The following is a 24,512-nucleotide window of genomic DNA, read 5'->3' as shown; positions in this document are numbered from 1 at the left end:
ACCGCCGCGGCGAACGGCGCGATCTTCGCCTCCGCGAGCGCACGCACCGACTCCCGGAGCATGTCGTGCTCCTCGGAGGGCCGATACAGGTCGAAGTCCTTGCCCATGATGTGGAGCTCCCCTAGACGCTTTTGGCACTGAGTACCCTCAGCAAAACACACTCAGTGCCATGATGCCAGAGCGCCCCGACGCTGATCTGCGTCGGGGCGCTCAGGGGACCGGTCGGTCGGTTTTCTTAACCAGGTGTGTCCGCGAGGTTTCCTTCCCCCCTCTTGAGGCGCTGCAGGTCGTACTCGGCGGCCAGTCGTCGCGCGCGTTCCTCGGTCATCTCGAGCGTGGTCAGCAGGGCCGGGGTGCAGATCGTCGGCAGCACGTGGCGGAGCAGCACCAGGACGCGGTGGGTGAGATCTTTGCGATCACACAGGATCTGAGACATCGTCTGGATGCCCGCGAAGGCGCCCGAGAACAGCTCGGCCGTGTCCGTCACGTCGACATGGACGAGGAGCTCCCCGCGGGCCTTCGCCACCGTCAGGACCTCCGAGACCTGGTCGATCCAGGCCTTGAACGGAGCCGCCCGGTCGACCCCGGTGGCGCCGCTGTCGAGGGCCAGCGCGACGCTCGCGCGCACCAGCGCGTCACGCTGCAGCCGGTGGGCGAGGAGGAAGCCCTGGTCCACCAGCTCCTGGAGCTTCACGGGCTGCGGTGTGAGGGGCTCGTCGAGCATCTGGGCGTCGAGCACGCCGAGGGCCAGATCTTCCTTGGAAGCAAAGTGGAAGTACAGAGCCCCCTTGGTCACCCCGGCGCGCACCAAGATCTCCCCGATGGTCGTGCGCTCGTAGCCACGCTCCGCGAAGACGGCCGCGGCCGACTCCAGGATCGCCCGCCGGGTCCGGATTGCACGCGCTTGCTGTGCCAAGGCGCCTCCTGCTGTATCGCTGACTGTGCTCGACGTGTGACGTGAAGCATTGAAAAGAAAACCGCGCTGTACGTATTCTATGGCGGGCGGGTTCGCCGCCCAGGGGTGCGCGGGGGCGCGAGGGGGAACCATGGATCAGAACCGCCGCGGAGCGGCGACGCACGTCCCCGGGGAGTTCGTCCACCGAGCGGATCCCGCCGACATCTTTCCCACCGGCTGGACGCAGCGGGGAGAGAACCGATTCTCCGTCTCTGCTCACTGGCCCGCCTCACATCCCTTCTTCTCTCCGGTGACCGGGGACCGGCACGACCCCGTTCTGGTGGCCGAGACGATACGCCAGGCCACCATGCTCGTTGCTCATGCGGAACTGGGGGTACCCGTGGACGACCAGTTCGTCATGTGGGACCTCCATTTCGCCGCCGACCCCGCGGCCCTCGCCGTCAACGGCCTCCCGTCGAACGTCACCGTCGACATCCACTTCCCCGAGCTGGGCACCCGCCGCGGCCGTGCCCGGAACCTGCCCACCACCGTGCGGCTCACCCGGGGCGGGCGCCCGCTCGCCACCGGCGGCGGCCTCGCCGGATACACCTCGGCCGCCGCCTACCGACGGCTTCGGGGCGACCGGATGGCGGCTCTCGGCAGACCCGTCCCCCTGGTCCAGGGGGTCGCTCCGCACCTGGTGGGCCGCCGCCGCCCGCAGGACGTCGTCCTCGGCCCGGGTACCCGGGCGGGCCAGTGGCGGCTGAGGGTCGACACCAACCACTCCGTACTCTTCCGGCGCCAGAACGATCACGCGCCCGGGATGATGCTCCTCGAAGCCGCCCGCCAGGCCGCGACGATGACGACCGGCGGAGTGTTCCTGCCCACCGCCGTGGACGTCTCCTTCGAGCGCTACGCCGAACTCGACAGCCCCTGCTGGATCGAGGCCGAGGTCGTGCCCACCCCCGACCGCTCGACGACCGTGGTCCGGGTCACGGGCCGGCAGGAGGGCATGCCGGTCTTCATGTGTACGCTCGCCTCCCCGTCACCGGAACTCGCGGTGGCCGGAGTCGGCCTCGACGGCCGACTGGCAGGCTGAACCGGAGCGGAACGATGGGCCCTCGCATTCTGATCACCGGCGTGACCGGATTCATCGGCGCCCGGGTGGCGGCGATGGCGGCGTCGGCGAAGGAACCCGCGCGCGTCCGGCTGCTCGCCCGTACGCCGACGGCCGTCCCGGGGGAACTCCGGGGACCGGAGACGGAGACCGTCCCCGGCGACCTCAGGGACCCCGACTCGCTCCGTCGCGCCTGCGAGGGGATCGACGTCCTGATCCACTGCGCCTCGGCGATCGGCGGCGACGCGGAGCTGGCGCGCGCGGTCAACGACGAGGGCACCCGCGCCCTGGTCGACGCGGCCGCGGCGGCCGGGGCGACCCGGATCGTCTCGCTGAGCACCGCGTCCGTCCACGGCCGGGGCCCCTTCCGGGCCGCCGCCCCCGGGACCCTGCCGCCCGCGCCGGTCTCGGCGACCAGCCGCACCCGGGCGGCGGCCGACCGGTACGTCATGGACGCCGGCGGGACCGTCCTGCGGCCGCATCTCGTCTACGGAGCCGGCGACCGGCGGGTGATCCCCGGCCTGGTCAGGCTCCTCGGCGCACTGCCCGGTCCCCTCGACGGCGGAACCTCGCTGCACTCCCTGATCGATGTCGACAGTCTGGCGGGCGCCCTGCTCGGCGCCGCGCTCTCGCCGGCGACCGAGCCGGGTGCGTACTACGTCCAGCACCCCGACCCGGTTCCGGTCCGGGAGCTGCTCGCGGTCGGCGAGGCACTGCTCACACGGCGGACCGGGAGGGGCCGGGGCGCGGTGGTGGACATCGCCACCGCCCGTGCGCTGTTCGCCGGAGTCCCCTTCGCGCAGCACCACCTGGACATGCTCGCCACCGACCACTGGTTCGCGGACGACCGCCCCTGGCGGGAGCTCGGCTGCGACCCGGGGCCGGGCTTCACCGTGGGGTTCGCGAACCACCTTCCGTGGTACCGCGGTCTCCTCGACCACTCCTGAACAGAAGGAAGGCACCACCGACATGTCCGCGCTGGCCGGCAGGACCGCGATCGTCACAGGGGCGAGCCGAGGCATCGGCAGAGGCATCGCCGAGCGGCTGGCGAGGGACGGAGCCCTGGTGGCCGTCCACTACGGCAGCAACGAGAAGGCCGCCCGCGAGACGGTGGAGACCATCGAGGAGCGGGGCGGCCGGGCCTTCGCGTTCCGCGCGGACCTCGAGGCGCCCGACGCCGTCGACACGTTCTACACCGGTCTGGACGCCGGTCTCGCGGAGCGCGACGAGGAGCCCGGGTTCGACATCCTCGTGAACAACGCCGCCGCCAGCGGTTCGGGTCGTATCCAGCAGCTCACCACCGAGGTGTTCGACCGGCTGTTCACCATCAACGTGAAGGCCCCGCTCTTCCTCGTCCAGCGGGGTCTCGACCGGCTGAGGGACGGCGGGCGGATCGTCAACATCTCGTCGGCGGTGACGAGGCACGCCTTTCCCGACTCGGTCACCTACGCGATGACCAAGGGCGCCGTCGACACCATGACCCTCGCCCTCGCCAAGGAGCTGGGGCCCCGGGGGATCACGGTCAACGCCGTGGCCCCCGGCTACATCGCGACGGACATGAACGCGCGACGCCGGGCGACCCCGGAGGCGAGCGCGTCCCTGGCGGCGCTCTCGGTCTTCAACCGGATCGGGGAACCGGCCGACGTCGCGGACGTGGTCGGCTTCCTCGTCTCCGACGACGCGCGCTGGATCACCGGCCAGTACGTGGACGCCACGGGAGGGACCGCGCTCTGAATCAGCCCACCGGAGCCCGCGCGGCGGGGACGGCCGAACTGCCCGCCGGTTCCAGGCCGGCGAGTGTTCCGGGTGCGGCCAGCATCGGCAGGAGCGTGCGCCACAGGCCGGTGACGGTGCCGGGGGAGAGCCACTCGCCGTTCTCCCGGCACAGTGCCTCCAGGCCCACGGTGGCGGCCACCACCGTGCGGACGAGGTCCTGCTGACCGCCGTGGCCGGTGGCGAGCCGGCCTTCGTCGGCCGCCTCCGCGAGCCGCTGCTGGACACAGCTCTGCCACTCCTGGCGCAGATTCAGATCCGTACGGCCGCCCCGGGAGCAGCTGAGCCGATATCCCGCGCGGACCACGACGTCCTCACGGAGCAGCCCTGCCAGGGAGTGCGTGGTGTCGGCGAGGTTCTGCAGCGCGTTGGACCCCTGCCGGTACACGATCCGGGCCGTCCTGCGCAGGGCGGTGGACGCCTCGTGCTCGACGGCGGCGGCCACCGCGGGCTTGTTCTCGAAGTGGAAGTGGAGCGCGCCGGGACTCACCCCCGCGCCCGCGCTGATCGCCGACAACTTGGCCAGGGTGTAGCCGTGCTGGTCGAACTCCCTGGCCGCAGAAGTGATCAGGGCCTCGCGGGTCCGTGCGGCCCGCTCTTGTTTGGTCACCCGTGGCTCCAGTAGCACCGTGCGTCGCGGTGGCACGGGCGTGCCCGCCCCGTCGCGCCGTTCCGTTCGACGACTCCAAACCGACTGCTTGGTATTGTACGGGCTTTGCGTGTGTTCTTGAGCGCTTCGGTGCGGGTGGGCGACCGGCCCCCTCCGGGACGGACAGAGAACGCGTACGGGAGTGGTGAGTTGGAGGACGACCGAAGGCGCGGCCGTTGTTCCGCGGGCCCTGGTTCCTGCCAACTGACAAACCGGGCAACAGGTTTGCCGGCCACGCGGAGGCCACTCCCGACCGGGTCCGAACGGGAGCGGCGCCTCAGTGCTCGGGCAGCCCCAGCGGGACCCTGCCCGTGGCCCGGCCGTACGCGTCGAGGAGCCAGCTCATGCGCTTCGGGGAGTGCAGGGCCACCGTCCGGTCCCGCACCTCCAGGGCCGGGAAACGCTCCGCGAGCAGCGCCTCGAAGGGGTCCACCGCACCAAGCCCGTGCAGCCAGACCAGGACGAGCAGGTTGTACGGGCCGCTCACCGACACGCACATCCGCACCTGCTCCAGCCGGGCGAGGGCGTTTCCCGTCTGCTCCAGGAGTGCGTGCGGCACCGACGTCCGGTAGACCACCATCGTGGAGAGCCCGGCCATCGGGTGCGCCAGGTCGCAGCGCAGGGTGATGTCCCCGTCGCGGATCATCCGCTGGAGCCGGCGCCGCGCCGTGTGCTCACTCATGCCGGTGAGCGCGCCCAACTCCCCGTACCCGAGCCGCCCGTCGGCGCCGAGGGCGGTGAGCAGCGCCTGGTCCTGCGGCGACGGCCGCTCGTGGAGATGGGTGCTGTAGGTGCGCGGCCGGACGGCCGGCGCCCCGCCCAGGCCCGCCCGCTCGGCGGGGTTCATCGCCCGCATCCGCCAGTCGCGCCCCTCTCCGTAGAGCGTGATGCCCAGCCGGGTCCGGGTCGATCGGACCCCGCGCAGCCCGCCGATTCCCCGGTGCACCGCGCGCCCCAGGGACGGCAGGTCCGGGGCGGCGACGGAGAGGAACAGGTCGAAGTCCCCGGCCGTCTCGTCGACGCTGAACACCCAGGGCAGCGCCGTCACCGCCGCGCTCACCCGGTCGAAGGCGCGCGGCCGGCACCGCACCTCCACATAGGCGACCGTGGCCGTCTTGGCCGCGTCGTACGCGGTGACCCAGGCGAGCCCCTCGGCACGGAGCCGATCGAAGCGGCGGGCGGCCGTCGTCGCGTTCACGCCGAGCGCCTGCCCGATCCGGGTCCACGGGGCCCGAGGGGCCGCCTGCAGCGCGTCGATCAGCGCCAGATCCAGCTCGGAGAAGCCCGCGACGGCACCCTCCGTGCCGGAATCCGGCCCAGAGGGGCCTTCGCTGATGCTTTCCGGCGATCCGGAAGGACTCTCGCTCACGGACCGGATCGTAGGGGCACTTCCGGCCGACCACCAGATTCGGCCACCGGCGAGAGGAGTACCGTGCCTGCTCCGACCCTTCCCGCGCCCCCGGCGGCGCCGTCCGCGCACCGCAGAACCGTCCGCGTCACGGTCGTCCTGCTCTTCGCGGCCTGGCTGGTCGACTACGCCGACCGGCTCGTGATCAACCTTGTCCTGCCCTTCCTCGGCACCGAGTTCGACCTCGACCGCACCCAGCAGGGCCTCGTCGTCTCCGCCTTCTTCCTCGCCTATGCCCTCTGCCAGATCCCCGGCGGCCTGCTCGCCGACCGGTTCGGCGGCCGGCGGGTGACCCTCTGGGCACTGCTCACCTGGTCGGTCTTCACCGCCCTCACCGGTTTCGCCTGGTCCTTCGCCGTGCTGCTCGCCCTGCGCTTCGCCTTCGGCGCCGCCGAGGGGATCTTCCCGCCCGCCGCCATGAAGGTCCTGGTCGAGCGCACCCGGCCCGAGGAACGCATGAGCGCCAACGGCACGGTCATGAGCTCCAACGCCCTCGCCGCCGTCATCACCCCGCTGGCCGTGGCCCCGCTCGTCGCCGTCTTCGGCTGGCGCTCGGCCTTCTGGTCGACCGCCGCCCTCGGCGTCCTCGCCCTCGTCGCCGTACGCCTGTGGCTCCCGGCCCCGCTGCCCGGTACGGAGACCGCCGAGGACACCGGGGGAGGAACCGCCCGTCCCGCCCTCCGCGCGGTCCTGCGCAAGGGCGTCCTGTGGCGCTTCGCCCTCATGATGTTCGGCTACAACACCATCGTCTGGGGCCTCAACACCTGGGTCCCGTCGTACCTCAGCGAGGAACACGGCGTCTCCCTCACCTCCGCCGGAGCCCTCATCGCGGTCCCCGCGCTCGGCGCCGCGCTCGCCACCGTCCTCGGCGGACGGCTCGTCGACCGGCTCGGCGGCCACCACCGCAGGATCATCGTCCCCGGCATGACCGTCGCGGCCGGCGCCCTGCTCCTCATGGCGAACGCACCGTCCCTCCTCGGCTTCGTCGTCTTCGGCACCGTCGCCGTCTTCGCCGCCTCCCTCGCGTACATGCCGATCTTCGCCGTCCCCCTCGCCGGGCTCTCCCCGGCGTCCGTGGGGGTGGGCAGCGCCGTCGTCATCTTCGGCGGCCAGGTCGCCGGAATGGTCGCCCCGCCCGTCATGGGCGCCCTCGCCGACGCCTTCTCCTTCCAGGTGGCCTTCGGCTTCCTCGTCCTCGGCGCGCTGATCGCCGCCGTCATGGCCTGCCTCACTCCCCAGGACGCGGCCGCCTTCCGCGCCGCCGCCGACGAACCGACGACCCACCCCTCCCTCAGTACCGCAAAGGACTCCGCATGACCGTCGAGACCGCCGCCACCCCCCTCGCCCCGCTCCTCTCCGGGCTCGACGCGCGGCTGCCCGCCCTGCTCGCCCTCTACGAGGACCTGCACGCCCACCCCGAGCTCTCGTTCCAGGAGTTCCGCACCGCCGGTGTCGTCGCCGGGCAGCTGCGGGCCCAGGGCTGGGAGGTCACCGAGGGCGTCGGAGGCACCGGAGTCGTCGGCGTCCTCGCCAACGGCCCCGGCCCCGTCGTCCTGCTCCGCGCCGACATGGACGCCCTCCCCGTCAAGGAGGAGACCGGACTCCCGTACGCGTCCACCGCCACCGGCACCGACCCCGACGGCAACGAGGTACCCGTCATGCACGCCTGCGGGCACGACATGCACGTCGCCTGCCTGCTCGGCGCCACCGCCCAGCTCGCCGCCCACCGGGAGGCCTGGCACGGCACCGTCGTCGCGGTCTTCCAGCCCGCCGAGGAGGTCGGCGGCGCGCCCGCCATGATCGAGGACGGCTTCCTCGACCGCTTCCCGCGCGCCGAGGTCTGCCTCGGCCAGCACGTGGCCCCCGCCCCGGTCGGCTTCGTCGGGACCCGGCCGGGACCGGTGATGGCGGCCTCCGACAACTTCCGGGTGACCCTCTTCGGCCGGGGCGGCCACGGCTCCTCCCCGGAGACGGCCGTCGACCCCGTGGTGCTCGCGGCTGCGGTCGTGCTGCGGCTGCAGACGGTCGTCTCCCGGGAGATCGGACCCGCCCAGACCGGTGTCGTCACCGTCGGAGCGCTGCACGCCGGGACGAAGGAGAACATCATCCCGGACACCGCCGAACTGTGGATCAACGTCCGCTCGACGACCCCGGCCGTACGGGACCGGATCCTCGCCGCCGTCACCCGCATCGTCCGGGCCGAGGCCGTCGCATCGGGCTCCCCCAATGAGCCCGAGTTCAGCCCGCTCAACTCCTTCCCGGTCACCGTCAACGATGCGGCGGCCACCGCCGTCGTGCAGCACGCGCTCACCGAAGTCCTGGGCGGGGAACGGGTCTTCACGCTCACTCAGATCATCACCGGCAGCGAGGACTTCGGCACCTTCGGGACCGCGCTCGGTGTCCCCTCCGTCTTCTGGCACTTCGGCGGCGCCGACCCCGCCCTCTACGCGGGCGTCGACCCCGCCTCGCTCCTGGAGGACGGCCTCCCCGACACCGTCCCCGCCAACCACTCGCCGCACTTCGCCCCCGTACCCGGGCCGACGATCCCGCTCGGCGTGACCGCCCTGCTCGCGGCGGCCGCCCCGTGGCTGACGAGGACCGGCACGTCCGGCGCCTGACGGGGACGCGCACCCCCGGCGCCCGACCCCGGCGCGCCGGGGGTGCGAGCGGGCTACAACCCGGGGCCGTTGTAGGCGCCGCGGTGCGGCTTGCCGGTCGCGGACACCGGGTTCCCCCAGTAGTCGCGGCCCCCGCTGCCGCTGATCACGGAGCCGTTGTTCAGCGCCGGCGAGGTGGAGCGGAGCCGGTACCCGTCGGCGGAGTCGAGCGAGTCGCCGCCCGTGCCCGGGTTCACGAAGTGCGGGTCGCCCGCGATGCCGTTGGCGGTCGGCCTCGGCACGCCCTGGAAGACGTTCCAGAGCCAGGAGATCCCCGCGGCCGTCGGCAGCCGGGAGTCGGTCGTGCCCACCCAGATGTTGTTCTCGACGACGCTCTCGTCGGGGAGGGTGATGCTGAACTTCTTGTCCGTGCAGTAGAGGACGTTGTTGTACATGCGCAGCGCGGACCGGCCCGCGCTGACGCTGCTCATCCTGCAGTCGTTCTCGGAGATGTTGTAGCGGATGACCTGCTGGGCGCCGCCGATGGTGCCGCACCCGTCGCAGTCGAGGAAGAAGCCGCCGATGTTGTCGCGGCTGAAGTTGTACTGGATCAGACAGGTGCCGGTGTTGCCCCAGTCGCAGTCGAAGGCCTGGCTGTCGGCCACGGACATCCTGGTGATCCCGTACACGGCGTTGTACTGGATGGTCGGGTTGTGGTCGCCGAGCACCCAGATGCCAGCGAAGTTGCCACCGGAGAAGGGGTAGGCGCCGTTGCCGACACCGGAGGCGTTGTTGTACTGGATCATGGGCGCGTCGGCGTAGCTCGCGATGATGCCGTCGCCCCCGACGTCCTTGACGACGTTGTGCTCGATCAGGACCCCGGAGCCCTTGACCGCCATGGCGCCGACCCGGATCTTGAGGCCGCCCCCGCCGGTGTCGGAGATCCGGTTGTGGTGGACGTGGACGTCGTGGAGGGTCGAGCCGGTGCCGCTCGCCCCGGTGACGATGCCGGCGGACTGGACGAAGTCCTCGGTGGTCGGGCTGTTCTTGCTCGTCTGGCCGGCGACCCGCTCGACGACGAGATCGCCGATGTCGAAGCCGCGGTGCGCCCGTCCGTCGGTCGCGGAGATCCGCAGGCCGGTACGGCGGGCGAGGGTGGCGGCGGGGTTGGTCAGCTTCAGGTGGCTGATCCGCCAGTGGTCCTGATTGGTCAGGGATACGGCGTCCGGAGCGCCGCCGCCGTCGATCACGGGCAGTGCGCCGGTGCCGTAACGCGTCAGTGTGATGGGGGCGGTGGCGGTGCCGCTGCCCTTGGGGGCGAGGGACCCGGTGCAGGTGGTGCCGGACGCGAAGGCGAGCGTGTCACCGGCCGCGTACGTCCTCCCGTTGGCCTGGGCGATGCTGTTCAGCGGCGAGGCCTGGCTGCCGTCGCCGGCGGCCGGACGTGAGCAGTCCACGTACGTGGTGCTCCCGGCGGCCGAGGCGGGCGCGGCTGGGAGGACGACGCTGCCGGCGAGGGCGAGCGCGACGGCGATGAGCCCACCGACCGTCGCCCGCCCCGGGAATGCCTCCATGGTCATGACGCGACACCTTTCTCGAGGTCTGGTGCCGCCAGAAGCTAGGTGTGGCCGATGAGCGAGTCAATGCAGAAGTGTCGAATGATCGAATATCGATCAGGGCGCGGTTGATTGGTCGACTCCCGAGCCGGAGTGGCAGTCCCGTATCGGGCGGGGGCGGGCTCCGGCGGGACGGCTCCGGGCGGGGAGGCGAGCTCCGGGGCGGGACGGCTCCGGGCGGGGAAGCGGCTTCCGGCGGGACGGCTCCGGGCATTGCCCGGTGGCTACAGTGGGGGCGCGCGTACCCCGGCGGCAGGGCCTGGCGGAAGGTACGAGGAGGCCCGGTGTCGGACACGGGGGATCTCCGGCACCGGGCCTCAGTTGAAGATTCTACTAGGTCTGGGTGAGTGGTCTGCACCACCCGCACCGACTTCCCGCCGACGGGCGGGGGGCGGCCGCACGGGGTAAAAGTCCCCTGAGGCGCGGATGCGGTCGACCGGGGTTCTCGCCCCTCCGCCGCGCCCCCGGTGACGACGACGAGGAGGCCGCCGTGGGAGGCAGAAGCAAAGGGTTCGTGCAGTCCTTCAACCGTGCCGGCGGCTACGGGTTCGTCGTTCCCGTGGGCTCCGAGGAACAGGTCTACTTCAGCGCCGACGACATCGAGGGCGAGGTTCGCGCGCTCTCCGAGGGGCAGCAGGTCACCTTCGTCCTGGTGCTCGGCGACGGCCGCTTCGAGGCGAGGGAACTGCGCGTCTGAGGGGCGGGCCGGCCCCTGGGCGGGGGCGGGCATCGGTGACCCTCGCCCGCGGCTGGGGGGAGCGCGCCCGCCTGCCTACGATGGGCCCATGTCTGAGCGCGTAGATCCCGCGGCCGCGTCCCGGCCGCACGAGCGGACGCCGGGGGCGCTCGAACTCTCGGCGGCGGCGGAGGTGTTCGGCCTGCTCTCCGACCCCACCCGGCTGCACCTGGTCTGGCTGCTCACCCGCGGTGAGGCCGATGTGACGGCCCTGACGGCGGCCTGCGGGGCCGCGCGCCCCGCCGTCAGCCAGCATCTGGCCAAGCTGCGTCTCGCCGGGCTCGTCCAGTCCCGCAAGGACGGACGCCGGGTCGTGTACGCCATGCCGGACGGGCATCTGAAGCGGCTCGTGGTCGAGGCGATCAGCCGCGCCGATCACGAGGTGAGCGGCGAGCCCTGGCACGACTGAGGGCCGCACCGCGTCCTCCTGGCATCAACATGTGCGCAAGCGTGCACATGTCCGCTACGTTGGTGACGTCCGCAGTCCGCCGTGGCCGACCGGGGGCGTCCTCATGCTGTCCGTGCTGCGCAACCCCACCTACCGCCGCCTGTTCGGCGCCCAGGTCGTCGCCCTCACCGGCACCGGCCTGGCGACCGTGGCCCTGAGCCTCCTCGCGTACGACCTGGCGGGCGCGAACGCCGCCGCCGTCCTCGGCACCGCTCTCGCCGTCAAGATGGCCGCGTACGTCGTCCTCGGCCCGCTCGTCGGCGCCCTCGCCGACCGCGTCCCCCGCCGGGCGCTGCTCGTCTCCATGGACCTGGCGCGCGCGGCGGTCGTGCTCGCCCTGCCGTTCGTCAGCCGGGTCTGGCAGGTGTACGTCCTGATCCTGCTGCTCCAGGCGGCCTCGGCCGCCTTCACGCCGGCCTTCCAGGCGACGATCCCGCAGGTGCTGCCCGACGAACGCGACTACACCGGCGCCCTGTCGCTCGCCCGGCTCGCCTACGACCTGGAGAGCCTGGCGAGCCCGGTGCTCGCCGCCGCGCTGCTGACGGTCGTCCCGTACGCCTGGCTCTTCGCCGGCACCGCCACGGGGTTCGTCGCCTCCGCCCTCCTGGTCCGCACGACGGCCCTGCCCGCCCCGGCCTCCGGCCTCGACCCGGCCTCCGCCCGGGCCTCCGGCCTCGACCCGGCCTCCCGCCTCGACCCGGCCCCCGACCATGACCCGGACTCCCATCCGGGGCCCGGCGCGGCAGTGTGCGGGGAGCCGGGCCGGTGCGACGGCCCGAAGCGCATCGGTGGCGCGGCCCCCTGCCCCCGTACGTACGCCAGGGCGCTCGCCGGGATCCGGCTCGTCCTCGCCGCCCCGCGGCTGCGCGCCCTCCTCGCCCTCGACCTGGCCGTCGCGGCCGCCGGGGCCGTCGTCCTCGTCGACACCGTGATCCTCGTCCGCGACACCCTCGGCCGCCCCGCCGGGGACGTCCCCCTCGCCCTCGGCGCGTACGGCGCGGGCTCGATGGCAGCGGCCCTGCTGCTGCCGCGCCTCCTGGAACGCGGCGGCGACCGCGCGGTCATGGTGCGGGCCGCCCTCGTGCTGCCCGGGTCCCTCGGGCTGCTCGCCCTCGGCCTCGCGGTCACGCCCGGGGCCTGGTCCTGGCCCGCCCTGCTCGTGATCTGGCTGGTCATGGGCGCGGCGGGCTCGGCCGTGCTCACCCCGGGCGGCCGGGTGGTGCGCGGCTCCGTCCGGAGCGGGGACCTGCCCGCCGCCTTCGCGGCCCGGTTCTCCCTCTCACACGCCTGCTGGCTGCTGACCTACCCGCTCGCCGGCTGGCTCGCCGCAACGGCCGGCCCGGCGGCGTCGGCGGCCGTGCTCACCGCCGTGGCCCTCGCGGGGGCCGCGGGCGCGGCGGCCTTGTGGCCGCGCGAGGACCCGGCCGGGGGCCGGCGGACGACCGGCCTCGCCGCGGAGGCCCCCGTCGCCGACGTCCCCGCCGCGCCAGGCCCTGCCGCACAAGGCCCCGCCGCGGAGGCCCCCGCCGCCGCCCGGCGGGGCAGCCGCTGACATCACCGGCACCACCGGAAGGACGGAGAAGGCGGAGGCCGCCGTCTGACACGACCGAGCCAGATCCCGCCACGCGAAGGAGCCGGCACCCCCCCAGGGGGTGCCGGCTCCTTCGCGTTCCCGCGCCCGGCTACTCGCCCGGGGCCGGCGGCAGCGCGTCCATGAAGGAGCTCACCGAGAACACCGCGCGCCCCGGACCTGCCGGCCCGTACCCGGGCGGCGCCGCCAGACCGTACTCCTCCAGCGTGGCCGTGTACGCCTCCAGCAGCCGCAGGTGGTACTCCAGCGGCGCCCCGTCCGGGTTCTCCCGGCCCAGCGGAGTCGTCGGCTCCGGGCACCAGGTGGTGAACCGGGGCGTGATCCCGCGCGACATGAAGAACCGCAGGCCCTCCCGGGTCGAGGCGATCGCCTCGTCGACCGTCAGGAAGCCGGACGGCTTGGCCATCTCGACGCCCGCGACGAAGTTCGGGATGACGTTGCGGGGCCCGAAGACCTCGGCGGAGTCGAGGATCCGGCGGTGCCACTCGTCCCGGCCGATGTAGCGCTCCTTGCCGGGGCAGTACAACTCGAACAGCCGACGGTCCCACACCTCGTAGTTCGGGTGGTAGATCCGGATGCCGTAGTCGTGGAACCGCTGCACGTCCTCCTTCGGCAGCGCCTGCGCGACGACCTTGCCGATCCAGCGGCCGGGGAACCGCTCCTCGATCGCGCGCGCGTACTGCCCGTAGAAGTCCGCCTCGTCCTTCCCGCCGACCTGGGACGTGACCGCCCCGCCCGTGAGGGTGTACGCGGTGGAGGTGCGGGCCGTGTCGTGGCGGTCGATGATCTCCAGGGCCTCCAGGACCTCGTCGACCGGCTTCACCCCGGTGTACGGGCGGCCCGCCGCCTTGTGCTGGCGCCAGTTGTGGTTGATGTCGCAGTACTGGCACTCCTCCTTGGCGCCGAAGTACTGGCAGACCCGGAAGACCGTCAGATAGATCAGGTAGCCCCACTGGATGGTCGGCGCGACCTCCATCACGGACTTGCCGTTCGCCAGCGGGTGCCGGTAGTACTCCGGCATCGGCGGCAGACCCACGTCGGCGATCCTGACGCCGTCGAGGAACAGCGCCAGCGCCCCGTCGCCGTCCGGCGCCACCCGGTAGGGGGACGACGGGTTGACCCGTACCGACACCACCGTGCGGCGGAGCCCGTACGGCCCGCCCGTGAGCACGATCTCCTCCGGCGGGCGGTTCAGCGCCGCCTCCCCGAGCTCCGGCAGCGTGCGATGGTCGAAGGAGAAGATGAAGTACGACTTCGGCTTCACCTCGCCCCCCTCGTTGCCGCTCAGCGCGGACGGGTCGAAGGCGAGCCCGCCGCGCAGCAGGTCCTCCTTGAACACGGCCTCCGCGGGGACTCCGGGGAAGCGGTCCATGAGCGATTCGACGACGGCGGTACGGGTCGGGGCGGCGCTGGACACAGGCGGATCTCCAGGTTGAGAGACGACGGGAGCCGACACACCTCACGCTACGCGCGCGTGCGTCGGTCTCGTCGACCGGGACCCGCCGGGCGGCCGGAGAGACACCGCTGCGCCCCGCCGGCTACTTGTTGACGGTGAAGCCCTGGTCGTTGCCGTACGTCACGCCGGCCTCCTGCCACCGCTTCAGGCCGTCGGCGAGCGTGGTGGGGGAGACGTACGCCTTGCCCACGGTGTCGTTGAAGATCGAGTTCGCGTACACCTGGTACGGCAGGTAGGACCAGTCCTCGCCGACGTTGCGGGCGGACTCGGCGAAGATCCGGTTGGCCTGCTGGCCGCCGAAGTACGGGTAGGGGGTGTCGAGGAACGCCTTCGACTCCAGGTCCGCGCGGGTCGCGGGGAAGGCGCCCGCGGCGACCCGGGCACGGGCTCCGGCGCCCGTGGTCGCGAACTCCGTGAAGGCGTAGGCGAGTTCCTTGTTCCTGGCGGCCTTCGGCACGGCGAGCGAGCTGCCGCCGTTCTCCGCGCTCGTCCTGTCGCCCTTCGTCCACTGGGGCAGCGGTGCGACCCGCCAGTCGCCCGACGCGGAGGCGACCCCGGACGTCAGGTTGGCCGGCATCCAGGCGCCGATGGAGAGGGTGGCGAGGGAACCGTCGGCCAGGCCCTTGTACCAGGCGTCGTTCCACGAGCTGATCGGAGCGACCAGCTTCTCGTCGAGGAGCTTCTGCCAGGTCGCGGTGTACTTCCTGGTGCCCTCGTCGCCGAAGTCGATGGTGACGGCGGTGCCGTCCGTCCGGTACGGGCGGCCGCCGGCCTGCCAGATGAGGCTGGTGGTGGCACCGGCGTCACCGGTGTCGTTGGTGATGAAGATCTTGGGGTCGGCCTTGTGGAGGGCGCGGGCCGCCTCCACGTACTCGTCCCAGGTCGTCGGCACCTTGACGCCGTGCTTGTCGAAGACCTTCTTGTTGTAGAAGAACGCCATGGGGCCCGAGTCCATGGGCAGGGCGTAGATCGCCTTGTCCTCGGTGACGGCGTTCCACGGGCCCGAGGTGAAGGTCGTGCCGTACTTCTGGGCGCCGTAGGAGGCGAGGTCCTCGACCGACTTCCCTATGGCGAACTGGCCGAGGGCGTAGTACTCGACCTGTGCCACGTCGGGGGCGCCGGAGCCGGCCGCCATCGCGTTCTGCAGGGCGGTGTACTGCTTGTCGCCGGTGCCCGCGTTGACCAGCTCGACGTCGACCGCGGGGTACTTCTTCTCGAAGTCCTCCGCCACCTTCTTGAGCGTGGGCTCCCAGGCCCACACGGTCACCTTGCCGCCCTTCGCGAGCGCGGCCGCGACGTCCTTCGGTCCGCTGTCGCCACCGCCGTCCGTGGCGTCGGAGCCGCAGGCCGTGGCGGTCAGCGCGAGCGTGGAGACGACGGCGAGGGCGCCGAGGAGTCGGCGGGTGATGTGCGTTCTCATGGGCTGTGCTCCTGGTCGAGGGTACGGCGGTGAGGAGGGGAGGCGAGGAGGAGTGAAGGAGAGGAGGGGTCAACGAGTGAAGGAGGGGCGGGGCGGAGGGGCGGGGGCGCTATTCCTTGACGCTGCCCGCGGCCAGGCCGGACTGCCAGTACCGCTGGAGCAGCAGGAAGACGGCCACGATCGGCACGATCGTCAGCAGGGAGCCGGTGATGATGAGGTCGAACACGGCCTCGCCGCCCGCCGTCTGGGCCTGGGCGTTCCAGGCGTTGAGGCCGAGGGTCAGCGGGTACCAGTCGGGATCCTTGATCATGATCAGCGGCAGGAAGTAGTTGTTCCAGGTCGCGACCATCGAGAACAGCAGCACCGTGACCGTCCCGGGCATCAGCAGCGGCAGCGCGATCGTGAAGAAGGTGCGCAGCTCTCCGGAGCCGTCGATGCGCGCGGCCTCCAGGAGTTCGGTGGGGACGGACTCGGCGGCGAAGACCCACATCAGATAGAGGCCGAAGGGCGAGATCAGGGACGGGATGATCACGGCCCACGGGGTGTTCGTCAGGCCCATGTTGCTGAACATCAGGAAGGTGGGGACGGCGAGGGCGGTGCCGGGCACGGCCACGGCCCCGAGGACCACCGCGAACACCGCCCGGCGGCCCGGGAAGTCGTACGTGGCGAGGGCGTACCCGCCGAGGACGGCGAGGATCGTGGCGCCGCCCGCGCCGGCGACGACGTACAGCAGGGTGTTCAGCAGCCAGCGGACGAAGACTCCGTCGTCGTACGCGAGGGTCCGGCCGATGTTGTCCCAGAAGTGGCTGTCGTCGGCGAACCAGAGTCCGAAGGAGTCGAGCAGCCCGTTCTGGTCCTTGGTGGCGTTGACGACCAGCCAGGCGAGCGGCAGCAGGGTGTAGACGAGGACGAGGCCGGTCACGAGGGTCAGCGGCACGCTGGGGCGGGGGTTGAGCGGGGTGTGCGGGGTGCGCTTCCGGCGCCTGGCGGTGCCGGCGCCGGTGCGGGCCCCGGCGTCCGTGCGGGTCCCGGCGTCCGTACGGGTTCCGGCGTCCGTACGGGGGCGGGCTTCCGGGGTGGCGCCGGGTGTACGCGGGGCGGTCGGCGTACCGGACCCGGAGGCCGTGCTGGTGAGGGGGGTGGTCATCGGCTCAGCCCTTCCGCATGCCGCGCAGCTGGACCGCGTAGGCGATGATCGCGGTGAGGACACCCATCACGATCGCCACGGTCGCCGCGTAGTTGTGCTGCTGCCCCGAGAAGGACAGCGAGTACGTGTAGAGGTTGGGGGTGAAGTCGCTGGTGATCGCGTTGGGGGCGAGCTTCTGCAGGATGCTCGGCTCGTTGAACAGCTGGAAGCTGCCGATGATCGAGAAGATGGTGGCGATGACGAGCGCGCCGCGGATCGCGGGCAGCTTGATCGAGGTGATGACCCGCCACTCGCCGGCGCCGTCGATCGCCGCGGCCTCGTAGAGCGAGCGGGGGACGACCTTGAGCGCGGCGTAGAGGATCAGCATGTTGTAGCCGACGAACTCCCAGGTCACGATGTTGCCGATGGAGGCGAGGACCAGGGAGGGGGAGAGCGGGTCCGGCAGGGAGATCCCGAACGTGTCGTTGACGTTCCCGACGAGGCCGAACCGCGTGCCGTACATGAAGCCCCAGATGAGGCTGGCGACGACGGCGGGCACGGCGTAGGGGAGGAAGATCGAGACGCGGAAGAAGGCCCTGCCGTAGAGCCGGCCGCTGTCGATCGCGAGGGCGACGAGCAGGGCGATGCCCAGCATGACGGGCACCTGGACCAGGAGGAAGAGGCCGACCCGGGTCACCCCCTCCCACAAGCGGGGGTCGGTGAGAGCTTTGCCGTAGTTGTCGAGGCCGACGAAGGAGGTGCCGCCGATGAGCCGGTCCTGGAAGAGGCTCAGGTACAGCGCGTATCCGATCGGTGCGAGGAAGACGAGGCCGAAGACCGCGACGAACGGGCCGGCGAAACCCCAGCCCACGAGGGCCTCCTTGCGGAGACGGAAGCGGGCTCGTGGGCGGGGCGGTGGTGCTGCCGTAGCGCGCGTCGACAGGAGCGTCATGGCGGGGTTCCTTGCGTCGGTGACCGAGCGGGTCCAGAGACGGGGAGCGGGGCGGAGCGGCGGGGCGGCGGGGCGGTGGCGTGGGCGAGGCGAGAGGGCCTGGCGGCCGGGAATCGGCCCCGCGTGGGCTGGCCGACGAGAAATGTTTACGTAATCATCGGTAGCGTGATGGTGACACTCCCACTGGGGGGCGTCAAGCGTGAAGCAGCGGTGAACGAGAGGGATTCGGGTGGCGGAGAAGAACACGGCAGGCGGCTCTGCGACGGCCGGCGGCGACGGCCCGCGAGGAGGCCGCGGCAGGCCGCGCCGGGTCTCCATGGCGGACGTCGCCCAGCTCGCGGGGGTCTCCTCGCAGACGGTCTCGCGCGTCTCCAACGGCGACGCGGCCGTCGTCGAGAGCACCCGCGCGAAGGTCCTCGACGCCATGAAGGAACTGGGCTACCGGCCCAACAGCGCGGCCCGCGCCCTCAAGCGCGGCGACTTCCGGGCCATCGGCGTCATCACGATGGGCCTCTCCAGCACCGGCAACGTCCGCACCCTGGAGGCCATCGCCGGATCGGCCTCCCGAGCGGGCTACGCGGTCACCCTCATCCCCCTCGACGCGCCCACCCAGGACAACGTCCGGGGCGCCTTCACCCGGCTCGACGAACTGGCCGTCGACGCCGTCGTGCTCATCATGGAGGTCCACCTCCTCGACACCGCGTCCCTCACCCTTCCCCCGCACGTCAAGGTGGTCGTCGTGGACTCCGACGCCACCGGCCGCTTCCCCGTCGTGGACACGGACCAACGGCAGGGCGCCCGCTCGGCGGTGCGGCACCTCCTCGACCTCGGGCACACCACGGTCTGGCACGTCGCGGGCCCCGAGGAGTCCTTCGCGGCCGGCCGTCGTGCGGAGGCCTGGGAGGCGGTCCTGCGCGAGGAGGGCCGGAAGGTGCCGCCCGTCCTGCGGGGGGACTGGACACCCGAGTCCGGTTACGAGGCGGGGCTCCGGCTCGCCGACGAGCCCGACTGCGGTGCGGTGTTCGTGGCCAACGACCAGATGGCCCTCGGCGTGCTCAGGGCCCTCCACGAGCGGGGCAGGCGGGTGCCCGAGGACGTGAGCGTCGTCGGCTTCGACGACATCGCGGAGGCGGCCTCCTTCATCCCGCCGCTGACCACCGTGCGCCAGGACTTCGCCCAGGTGGGCGAGTTGTGCGTGGACGCGGTGCTGCGGGAGCTGCGCGGCGAGACGGTCACGGGGGTACGGCTCGTCCCGACGACCCTGACGGAGCGGGCGAGCACGGGGGCGCCGGGGCGATGAGCCGGGGCGGGACGCCGCCGACGGCGCGCAGGTGTTCCGGTACCGGTGCGACGGCGGCCGGAACCAGGAGTGGGCGGTACGGCAGGCCGCCACCGGCCACGTCACGCTCGTGGTGCGACACAGCGCCAAGTGCCTGGAGGTGACGGGGTCTTCGAGGGCCGACGGGGCGGCCCTGCGCCAGTCCATCTGTACCGGTGGCACGAACCAGCAGCTGCGGTTCGGCTGACGGGCACGGCGCTCCGGCGAACGCCGACGGGGCGGCGTCCTCCGACATCCGGTCGGAGGACGCCGCCCTCGGGCGGTCCGCATCAGAGGCTGCGGGCGGTGATGTCGCCGTAGGAGGTGGTGGCGTGGAGGGTCAGGGCCGGGTTGCCGGTGTTGGCGAGGGCGTTGTGGACGCGGCCGTAGCCGGTGCCGGCGTCGAGGGTGGCGGAGACGCCGCGGGCGGCGCCGACCGCGATGTCGCCCGCCTCGGTGTGCAGGACGACGGTGCCGCCCACGGCCTCGGCGACACGGAGGTCGCCCTTCTGGGTGCGGATCTCGGCGGAACCGCCCAGCCGGCCGACCGAGATGTCACCGGCGAGCAGGGTGAGGTGGGCGCTCGTCGCCTCGTCGAGCTTGACCGGACCCTGCGCGGCCTCGAAGACGACGTCCCCGAGCCGGCCGACGCCCCGGAGTTCGGCGGCGGCGGCCTTGGCCTCGACGCGGGAGCCGGCGGGGAGCTGGACGGTCACCTCGACGGAGCCGGAGTCGCCGAGGATCTTGTTCTTGGCGGGAGGGGCGACGATCCGCAGGACGCCGTCGGCGAACTCGGCCGTGACCTGCTCGGCCGCCTTCACGTCGGCGCTCTTGGCGGCGTTCGCGGGGCGGATGTCGACGGTGGCGTCGGCGCGGTCGGAGGCGATGAGCTGGATGCGGCCGGCCGGGATGTCGAGGACGGCGGCGATGGCGGCGGTGGTGGCGAACTTCTGCACGGTTCTTCTCCTTCTTGGGGCGGGCCCGCTCTTGGGCCGCGCTCTTTCCGATGAGGGAAAAGCTACGTTGCGTTCATAAAGCTGGCAACAGACTCGTTGCGCAGGGATCGCATCAGTGCAGGTGAAAGGCGAGATTTCATTGCAATGGGTCTGAGCTTAATGCAACACGCTGGGTGTGGGTCGTTGCAATGGAGTGACGGTGAACGCTATAGTGGGGTCCCGCGTACCACGAAGGAGACCCGATGCCGGGAGGCAGGCTCACCCAGCAGGAACGTCAGCAGATCGCGCTGGGATTGGCGGACGGCCTCGCCTACGCCGAGATCGCCAGGCGTCTCGACCGTCCGACCTCGACGATCACACGGGAGGTCATGCGGAACGGCGGCCCCACGGCCTACCGCTCCGACCTCGCCCACCGGGCCACCGAGCACCGGGCCCGCCGCAAGCAGGCCGCGTCCAGGGACGCGAAGGCGCCCGTGCGGGCGGACGGGCGCGACGCCGAAGCGGTGCGCGCGTTCGAGGAGATCTTCACGACCGTCCTCATACAGTCGGGGACGCCCAGGATGATGGCCCGGGTGATGGCCTGTCTCTGCCTCACCGACTCGGGCAGCCTCACCGCGTCCGAGCTGGTCCAGCACCTCCAGGTCAGCCCGGCGTCCATCTCCAAGGCGATCGCGTTCCTCGACGGTCAGGGGCTCGTCCGCCGCGAGCGCGACGAGCGCCGTCGTGAGCGCTATGTCGTCGACGACGACATCTGGTACCAGTCGATGATGGCCAGCGCCCGCGCCGCCCTCCAGATCGTCGAGACCGCACGGCAGGGCGTGGGCGTCCTCGGCCCCGACACGCCGGCCGGTGCCCGCCTGGAGGGCATCGCCCGCTTCCTCGAGTTCGTCTCCGAGAGCACCGCCCGTGCCGCGGAGCAGGCCCGCGGGATCCTCTCCGCGAAGCCCGCGACGGCGACGCCCGCGACCACGGCGCCCGTGTCCGCGACGACGCCCGCGACCACGGCGCCCGTGTCCGCGACGACGCCCGCGACGACGATCACGCCCGCGACGGCAGGGCCGGAGGCGACGGCACCGGAGGTCACGCGTCCGTGATGTCGGCGACGCCCCCGGGCGGCACGGCCCGAGGGGGTCCTACTCCTCCGTCGGGCCGAGGTCCGGCGTCGCGCGGAAGGTGACCGTACGCGCCCGGTGGCCGGCGTGGAGTTCGAGGACGACGAGCTCGTTCGCGCCGTGGTGCAGCGCCGGGGCGGGGACGTACAGCGAACGCTGCGGCCCCCGGGACCAGTAGCGGCCCAGCGGGAAACCGTTGATCCAGGCGTTGCCCTTGGTCCAGCCGTCCAGGTGGAGGAAGGTGTCGGCGGTCTCGTCCAGGTCGAAGTAGGCCCGGTGGAAGGCCGGTCCCACAGGCGTCGCCGTGGTGGGTGCGAAGGGGACGTCGGCCGGGTCGGCCAGGGGGAGAGGCCGGTTGGTCCAGCCGGCGAGCTCGACGCCGTCCAGGAGGACCTTCCCGAGCAGGCCCTTGCGGTCGTGGATGCCCAGCCCGTAGTTCACCCGCCCCTGGTTCTCGACGAGGACGGTGAGGGTGCTGCCCGCCCTCGGCACGGTGAACGCCAGGGCGTGCTCGTGCAGTTCGCGCTCCAGCACACCCACGGGCTGCCCGTCGACGAACACCTGGGCACGGTCGCGGACCTGCTCGATCTCCAGGAGCGCAGGACCCCTGACGGGCAGCGTCGTCTCGTAGAGGACGAAACCGAAGTCCTGCTCCAGCTCCTCCATCGTGAGCGGGCGGCGTGACTCCACGGTCGAAGGGGAGAGCGTGGCCGCGTGCCGCAACAGCTCGGCGCTCTCCGTCAACACCAGCGGCGGAAGCGCGAGTTTGGGGCCGGCGGCGGGTACCGGCTCGCTCGGAACGGGGGCGTACCTGGCGATGACGTCACGGAAGGCCGTGTACTTCGCCGTGGGGTCGCCCGCCTCGTCGAGGGGGGAGTCGTAGTCGTAGGACGTGACGGTGGGGCGGTAGGTCCCCTTGTCGTTCGCGCCGTTGGTGAAGCCGAAGTTGGTGCCGCCGTGGAACATGTAGAAGTTGACCGACGCGCCGGTGGCGAGCAGTTCTTCCAGCTCCCGGGCCGCCGCGTCCGGGTCCCTGACCACATGGTGCGCGCCCCAGCGGTCGAACCAGCCGATCCAGAACTCCGATGTCATCAGCGGCCCTTCGGGACGCTGTGCGCGCAGGTCGGCCAGATGGTGTGCCGAGCGGCTGCCGAAGTTGGCCGTGGCGAGGACACCGGGCAGGGCGCCGCGCTCCAGGTCGACCGGCTGGTCGCAGGTGAACAGGGGGACGTCGACCCCGCAGCGGCGCAGGGAGTCGGCGAGATGCTGCAGGTACGCGGTGTCGTCGCCGTACGCCCCGTACTCGTTCTCCACCTGTACGGCGAGGATCGGACCGCCCTGTGAGGCGAGGTGTGGCCGGAGGGGTGTGAGCAGGCGGCCGAGGTAGTCGTCGACCGCCGCCAGGAACCGGGGGTCGCGGGAGCGGAGCCGTATGTCCGGTTCGGCGAGCAGCCAGGACGGAAGCCCGCCGCCCTCCCACTCGGCGCAGATGTACGGGCCGGGCCTGAGCAGGACGTGCAGCCCCTCGGCGGCGGCGAGTTCGACGAAGCGCGGCAGGTCGAGGCCGCCGTCGAGGCGGAAGGTGTCGGGTCGCGGCTGGTGGAGGTTCCAGGGGACGTAGGTCTCGACGGTGTTGAGCCCCATGAGGCGGGCCTTGCGGAGACGGTCGGCCCACTGCCCGGGGTGGACCCGGAAGTAGTGCAGCGCGCCGGACAGGAGCCGGAAGGGTCGGCCGTCGAGCAGGAAACCGGCCTTGTCTGTCTGGAGAACGGGCATGGGGTGGCGGCTCCTGTGCTCGGGGATGGCTGCTGTGACTATGTTTACGTAAACATACTCACAGGGCAAGACCCCGCGACGCACCGGAGGTCCGGGAAGGGGATTCGGGCCCGGCTCCGGTCGTCGACCTACGAAGCCGAGGCGGCGAACGCGCGGTCGGCCTCCCCGGCGGCCGGCCGAGCGCACGCGGGGCGGATTCCTCGCAGGTCAGGCGGGGGGCGTTGCCGAAGTCCGGCCGGACGTGACGGGGCACCTCGCGGAGCAGCGCTCCCCTCGAAGGCGTGGTGCCGGGGCCCGCGGCGGCGCAGTCGAAGACGCCTCGACGTGCTGAGGGAGGCCGGTCTCGTTACGCTGCGCAAGGAGGGACCGGGCGGTCCACCGGGCCCGACACCCGGGCCCGACACCCCGGCCCGACACCCGGGCCCGACACCCCGGCCCGACCCCCGGGCCCGACGCCCCGGGCCCGGCTCGCCGGGCCACCCGGGCCCGACACCCGGGCCCGGCTCGCCGAAGAGGTCGAACGAAGCGAGAAGCCCTGATGACGATCCCCCCGACCCCCATGGACACCGTCACCCTGGAGCGGCGCATCGCGGCCCGCCCCGAGACCGTCTTCGGCTTCCTCGCCGACCGGGAGAAGTGGCTGTCGTGGATGGGCGCCGACGGCTCGTTCTCCTTCGAGCCGGGCGGTTCGTACCGCACCCGGGTCACCGGGGAGAGCATCGCCTCCGGCCGGTTCATCACCGTCGACCCGCACCGCCGGATCGTCTTCAGCTGGGGCTGGGAGTCCGGCCCCCTGCCCGTCCCACCGGGATCCAGCACGATCGAGATCACCCTCGCGCCCACCCCGGACGGCACCCTCCTACGCCTGATCCACAGCGGACTGCCCTCCACGGAGGCCTGTGAGGTCCACGCGGAGAGCTGGCAGCACTACGTGGACCGGCTCGCGACCCGGGCCGAGGGAGGCGACCCCGGCCCGGACACCTGGCTGCGGGACAGGCCGGAGAGCGACCGCAACCCTTCGGAGGGCTGAGCGCCGGACGCGGGCGCGGGGTCAGGCGCCCACCGGTACCGGCGTGCGGCCCGGGGCCGCGGTGCCGAGTTCGCGGACCAGCCGGAGGCCGAGTCGCAGGTACGCGCCGAGGTCCGCGCGCGGGGCCTTGCGGACGAGCTGGCGGATGGCCTGCATGGCCTCCCAGGCGGAGGTGTGCGCCAGGGATCCGCCCCAGGTCTCCCCGAGACCGTCCGAGAGATACGCGCTGAACCCGAGCTGAGGGGCGTCCGCCCGGCGCCGCTCCTCCTCGTGCGCGTCAAGCGCCCGTACGAAGAATCGTTCCGCCTCTACGGGGGGAAGAGCGGAACGGATGATGCGCAGGTACGGCGCGACAAGCGACGCGACCTCGGGGCACTCCCCACCGGGAACGACCTGGTCGTGGAGAACGGGAGCGGCGGCGTGTGCACGTGTCTGAGTCATGCACCTATCGATACGTCATGTCATCGCAGGAACGTCCATGGCGCGCCCACGCACGACACCGGTTCGCCCCACGGAGGCACGGGAGGTCCGGCCCG

General features: G+C 72.3%; 22 protein-coding genes and 1 pseudogene. 12 read left to right on the top strand and 11 right to left on the bottom strand.

Annotated elements, in window-relative coordinates; genetic code table 11:
* Window positions 1-235: 235 nt before the first annotated feature.
* Window positions 236-916 (bottom strand): ScbR family autoregulator-binding transcription factor, encoded by a 681-nt coding sequence (locus ACIP84_RS36350; RefSeq protein ID WP_355960083.1) that lies wholly within the window; start codon window positions 914-916, stop codon window positions 236-238.
* Window positions 917-995: 79 nt separating this feature from the next.
* Between ACIP84_RS36350 and ACIP84_RS36345 the strand changes: the two genes are divergently transcribed.
* The 3 genes from ACIP84_RS36345 to ACIP84_RS36335 are packed head-to-tail and all read left to right on the top strand — an operon-like array spanning window position 996 to window position 3,746.
* Window positions 996-1,994 (top strand): ScbA/BarX family gamma-butyrolactone biosynthesis protein, encoded by a 999-nt coding sequence (locus ACIP84_RS36345; protein WP_401804144.1) that lies wholly within the window; start codon window positions 996-998, stop codon window positions 1,992-1,994.
* A gap of 14 nt (window positions 1,995-2,008) precedes the next feature.
* The gene (locus ACIP84_RS36340) at window positions 2,009-2,959 is read left to right on the top strand and encodes an NAD-dependent epimerase/dehydratase family protein (protein WP_401804141.1); all 951 of its coding nucleotides are present in this window, start codon (window positions 2,009-2,011) and stop codon (window positions 2,957-2,959) included.
* Window positions 2,960-2,981: 22 nt separating this feature from the next.
* Window positions 2,982-3,746 (top strand): SDR family oxidoreductase, encoded by a 765-nt coding sequence (locus ACIP84_RS36335; RefSeq protein WP_401804139.1) that lies wholly within the window; start codon window positions 2,982-2,984, stop codon window positions 3,744-3,746.
* A 1-nt stretch (window position 3,747) separates the two neighbouring features.
* Here the strand turns inward: ACIP84_RS36335 and ACIP84_RS36330 are convergent, their stop codons facing one another.
* A complete protein-coding gene (locus tag ACIP84_RS36330; RefSeq protein ID WP_401804136.1) occupies window positions 3,748-4,395 on the bottom strand; it encodes a ScbR family autoregulator-binding transcription factor in 648 nt (215 codons plus the stop codon).
* 316 nt (window positions 4,396-4,711) lie between these two features.
* Window positions 4,712-5,803, bottom strand: a complete 1,092-nt coding sequence (locus ACIP84_RS36325; RefSeq protein ID WP_355960094.1) for an Lrp/AsnC family transcriptional regulator — start codon at window positions 5,801-5,803, stop codon at window positions 4,712-4,714.
* A gap of 63 nt (window positions 5,804-5,866) precedes the next feature.
* On the opposite strand from ACIP84_RS36325, the gene ACIP84_RS36320 reads away from it, so the two are divergent.
* Both ACIP84_RS36320 and ACIP84_RS36315 read left to right on the top strand, forming a co-directional pair.
* Window positions 5,867-7,159, top strand: coding sequence for an MFS transporter (locus ACIP84_RS36320; protein WP_401804134.1), 1,293 nt, complete (start codon window positions 5,867-5,869; stop codon window positions 7,157-7,159).
* Window positions 7,156-8,460 (top strand): amidohydrolase, encoded by a 1,305-nt coding sequence (locus ACIP84_RS36315; protein ID WP_401804131.1) that lies wholly within the window; start codon window positions 7,156-7,158, stop codon window positions 8,458-8,460. Before ACIP84_RS36320 ends, ACIP84_RS36315 begins: the two co-directional genes overlap by 4 nt.
* Window positions 8,461-8,513: 53 nt before the next feature.
* Here the strand turns inward: ACIP84_RS36315 and ACIP84_RS36310 are convergent, their stop codons facing one another.
* Window positions 8,514-10,019: a right-handed parallel beta-helix repeat-containing protein gene (locus tag ACIP84_RS36310; protein ID WP_401804128.1), complete on the bottom strand. Its 1,506-nt coding sequence runs from the start codon at window positions 10,017-10,019 to the stop codon at window positions 8,514-8,516.
* A 526-nt stretch (window positions 10,020-10,545) separates the two neighbouring features.
* Here ACIP84_RS36310 and ACIP84_RS36305 point away from each other — a divergent pair.
* From ACIP84_RS36305 to ACIP84_RS36295, 3 genes are all read left to right on the top strand, one after another.
* On the top strand, window positions 10,546-10,752 hold the full coding sequence (locus tag ACIP84_RS36305) for a cold-shock protein (RefSeq protein WP_401804127.1): 207 nt from the start codon (window positions 10,546-10,548) through the stop codon (window positions 10,750-10,752).
* Window positions 10,753-10,840: 88 nt separating this feature from the next.
* Complete coding sequence (locus ACIP84_RS36300; RefSeq protein WP_401804124.1) at window positions 10,841-11,200, top strand: ArsR/SmtB family transcription factor; 360 nt, start codon at window positions 10,841-10,843, stop codon at window positions 11,198-11,200.
* Between the two features lie 103 nt (window positions 11,201-11,303).
* Window positions 11,304-12,791 carry an MFS transporter gene (locus ACIP84_RS36295; RefSeq protein ID WP_401804122.1) on the top strand — a complete coding sequence of 496 codons (1,488 nt, stop codon included), beginning with the start codon at window positions 11,304-11,306 and terminating at the stop codon, window positions 12,789-12,791.
* A 130-nt stretch (window positions 12,792-12,921) separates the two neighbouring features.
* Here ACIP84_RS36295 and ACIP84_RS36290 read toward each other — a convergent pair whose 3' ends face one another.
* The 4 genes from ACIP84_RS36290 to ACIP84_RS36275 form a co-directional block, all read right to left on the bottom strand.
* Complete coding sequence (locus ACIP84_RS36290) at window positions 12,922-14,202, bottom strand: radical SAM protein (protein ID WP_355960368.1); 1,281 nt, start codon at window positions 14,200-14,202, stop codon at window positions 12,922-12,924.
* Window positions 14,203-14,368: 166 nt separating this feature from the next.
* Entirely contained in the window at window positions 14,369-15,706 is a 1,338-nt protein-coding gene (locus ACIP84_RS36285; protein ID WP_401804120.1) for an ABC transporter substrate-binding protein, read from the bottom strand.
* Window positions 15,707-15,815: 109 nt separating this feature from the next.
* The gene (locus ACIP84_RS36280; protein ID WP_401804117.1) at window positions 15,816-16,853 is read right to left on the bottom strand and encodes a carbohydrate ABC transporter permease; all 1,038 of its coding nucleotides are present in this window, start codon (window positions 16,851-16,853) and stop codon (window positions 15,816-15,818) included.
* Between the two features lie 4 nt (window positions 16,854-16,857).
* A complete protein-coding gene (locus tag ACIP84_RS36275; protein WP_355960115.1) occupies window positions 16,858-17,784 on the bottom strand; it encodes a sugar ABC transporter permease in 927 nt (308 codons plus the stop codon).
* 316 nt (window positions 17,785-18,100) lie between these two features.
* On the opposite strand from ACIP84_RS36275, the gene ACIP84_RS36270 reads away from it, so the two are divergent.
* Both ACIP84_RS36270 and ACIP84_RS36265 read left to right on the top strand, forming a co-directional pair.
* Window positions 18,101-19,084, top strand: coding sequence for a LacI family DNA-binding transcriptional regulator (locus tag ACIP84_RS36270; RefSeq protein ID WP_355960371.1), 984 nt, complete (start codon window positions 18,101-18,103; stop codon window positions 19,082-19,084).
* 16 nt (window positions 19,085-19,100) lie between these two features.
* Window positions 19,101-19,310 (top strand): annotated as a pseudogene (locus ACIP84_RS36265) (RICIN domain-containing protein); the annotation flags it as partial.
* A gap of 82 nt (window positions 19,311-19,392) precedes the next feature.
* Here ACIP84_RS36265 and ACIP84_RS36260 read toward each other — a convergent pair.
* On the bottom strand, window positions 19,393-20,058 hold the full coding sequence (locus ACIP84_RS36260) for a DUF4097 family beta strand repeat-containing protein (protein ID WP_401804116.1): 666 nt from the start codon (window positions 20,056-20,058) through the stop codon (window positions 19,393-19,395).
* Window positions 20,059-20,300: 242 nt separating this feature from the next.
* Here ACIP84_RS36260 and ACIP84_RS36255 point away from each other — a divergent pair, with 242 nt between their 5' ends.
* Window positions 20,301-21,152 (top strand): helix-turn-helix domain-containing protein, encoded by an 852-nt coding sequence (locus ACIP84_RS36255; protein WP_401804114.1) that lies wholly within the window; start codon window positions 20,301-20,303, stop codon window positions 21,150-21,152.
* 39 nt (window positions 21,153-21,191) lie between these two features.
* Here the strand turns inward: ACIP84_RS36255 and ACIP84_RS36250 are convergent, their stop codons facing one another.
* Window positions 21,192-22,946, bottom strand: a complete 1,755-nt coding sequence (locus ACIP84_RS36250; RefSeq protein WP_401804111.1) for a glycoside hydrolase family 35 protein — start codon at window positions 22,944-22,946, stop codon at window positions 21,192-21,194.
* A 538-nt stretch (window positions 22,947-23,484) separates the two neighbouring features.
* On the opposite strand from ACIP84_RS36250, the gene ACIP84_RS36245 reads away from it, so the two are divergent.
* Window positions 23,485-23,976 carry an SRPBCC domain-containing protein gene (locus ACIP84_RS36245; RefSeq protein ID WP_355960128.1) on the top strand — a complete coding sequence of 164 codons (492 nt, stop codon included), beginning with the start codon at window positions 23,485-23,487 and terminating at the stop codon, window positions 23,974-23,976.
* A gap of 21 nt (window positions 23,977-23,997) precedes the next feature.
* Here ACIP84_RS36245 and ACIP84_RS36240 read toward each other — a convergent pair whose 3' ends face one another.
* Window positions 23,998-24,417 carry a hypothetical protein gene (locus ACIP84_RS36240; RefSeq protein ID WP_401804109.1) on the bottom strand — a complete coding sequence of 140 codons (420 nt, stop codon included), beginning with the start codon at window positions 24,415-24,417 and terminating at the stop codon, window positions 23,998-24,000.
* Window positions 24,418-24,512 lie beyond the last annotated feature (95 nt).

It is taken from the genome of Streptomyces sp. NPDC088707 (assembly GCF_044752725.1).
Taxonomy (GTDB): Bacteria; Actinomycetota; Actinomycetes; order Streptomycetales; family Streptomycetaceae; genus Streptomyces.
Note: the sequence above shows the minus strand (reverse complement) of the source record. Positions and strands in the feature narration are given on the sequence as shown.

Bases quoted from the DNA above. Each gene is read 5' to 3' on its own strand.
- ACIP84_RS36290 (WP_355960368.1), bottom strand. From the start codon at position 14,202: ATGGACCGCTTCCCCGGAGTCCCCGCGGAGGCCGTGTTCAAGGAGGAC.
- ACIP84_RS36345 (WP_401804144.1), top strand. From the start codon at position 996: ATGGCGGGCGGGTTCGCCGCCCAGGGGTGCGCGGGGGCGCGAGGGGGA.
- ACIP84_RS36340 (WP_401804141.1), top strand. From the start codon at position 2,009: ATGGGCCCTCGCATTCTGATCACCGGCGTGACCGGATTCATCGGCGCC.
- ACIP84_RS36255 (WP_401804114.1), top strand. From the start codon at position 20,301: ATGCCGGGAGGCAGGCTCACCCAGCAGGAACGTCAGCAGATCGCGCTG.
- ACIP84_RS36300 (WP_401804124.1), top strand. From the start codon at position 10,841: ATGTCTGAGCGCGTAGATCCCGCGGCCGCGTCCCGGCCGCACGAGCGG.
- ACIP84_RS36270 (WP_355960371.1), top strand. From the start codon at position 18,101: ATGGCGGACGTCGCCCAGCTCGCGGGGGTCTCCTCGCAGACGGTCTCG.
- ACIP84_RS36275 (WP_355960115.1), bottom strand. From the start codon at position 17,784: ATGACGCTCCTGTCGACGCGCGCTACGGCAGCACCACCGCCCCGCCCA.
- ACIP84_RS36280 (WP_401804117.1), bottom strand. From the start codon at position 16,853: ATGACCACCCCCCTCACCAGCACGGCCTCCGGGTCCGGTACGCCGACC.
- ACIP84_RS36315 (WP_401804131.1), top strand. From the start codon at position 7,156: ATGACCGTCGAGACCGCCGCCACCCCCCTCGCCCCGCTCCTCTCCGGG.
- ACIP84_RS36310 (WP_401804128.1), bottom strand. From the start codon at position 10,019: ATGACCATGGAGGCATTCCCGGGGCGGGCGACGGTCGGTGGGCTCATC.
- ACIP84_RS36335 (WP_401804139.1), top strand. From the start codon at position 2,982: ATGTCCGCGCTGGCCGGCAGGACCGCGATCGTCACAGGGGCGAGCCGA.
- ACIP84_RS36245 (WP_355960128.1), top strand. From the start codon at position 23,485: ATGACGATCCCCCCGACCCCCATGGACACCGTCACCCTGGAGCGGCGC.
- ACIP84_RS36240 (WP_401804109.1), bottom strand. From the start codon at position 24,417: ATGACTCAGACACGTGCACACGCCGCCGCTCCCGTTCTCCACGACCAG.
- ACIP84_RS36285 (WP_401804120.1), bottom strand. From the start codon at position 15,706: ATGAGAACGCACATCACCCGCCGACTCCTCGGCGCCCTCGCCGTCGTC.
- ACIP84_RS36295 (WP_401804122.1), top strand. From the start codon at position 11,304: ATGCTGTCCGTGCTGCGCAACCCCACCTACCGCCGCCTGTTCGGCGCC.
- ACIP84_RS36250 (WP_401804111.1), bottom strand. From the start codon at position 22,946: ATGCCCGTTCTCCAGACAGACAAGGCCGGTTTCCTGCTCGACGGCCGA.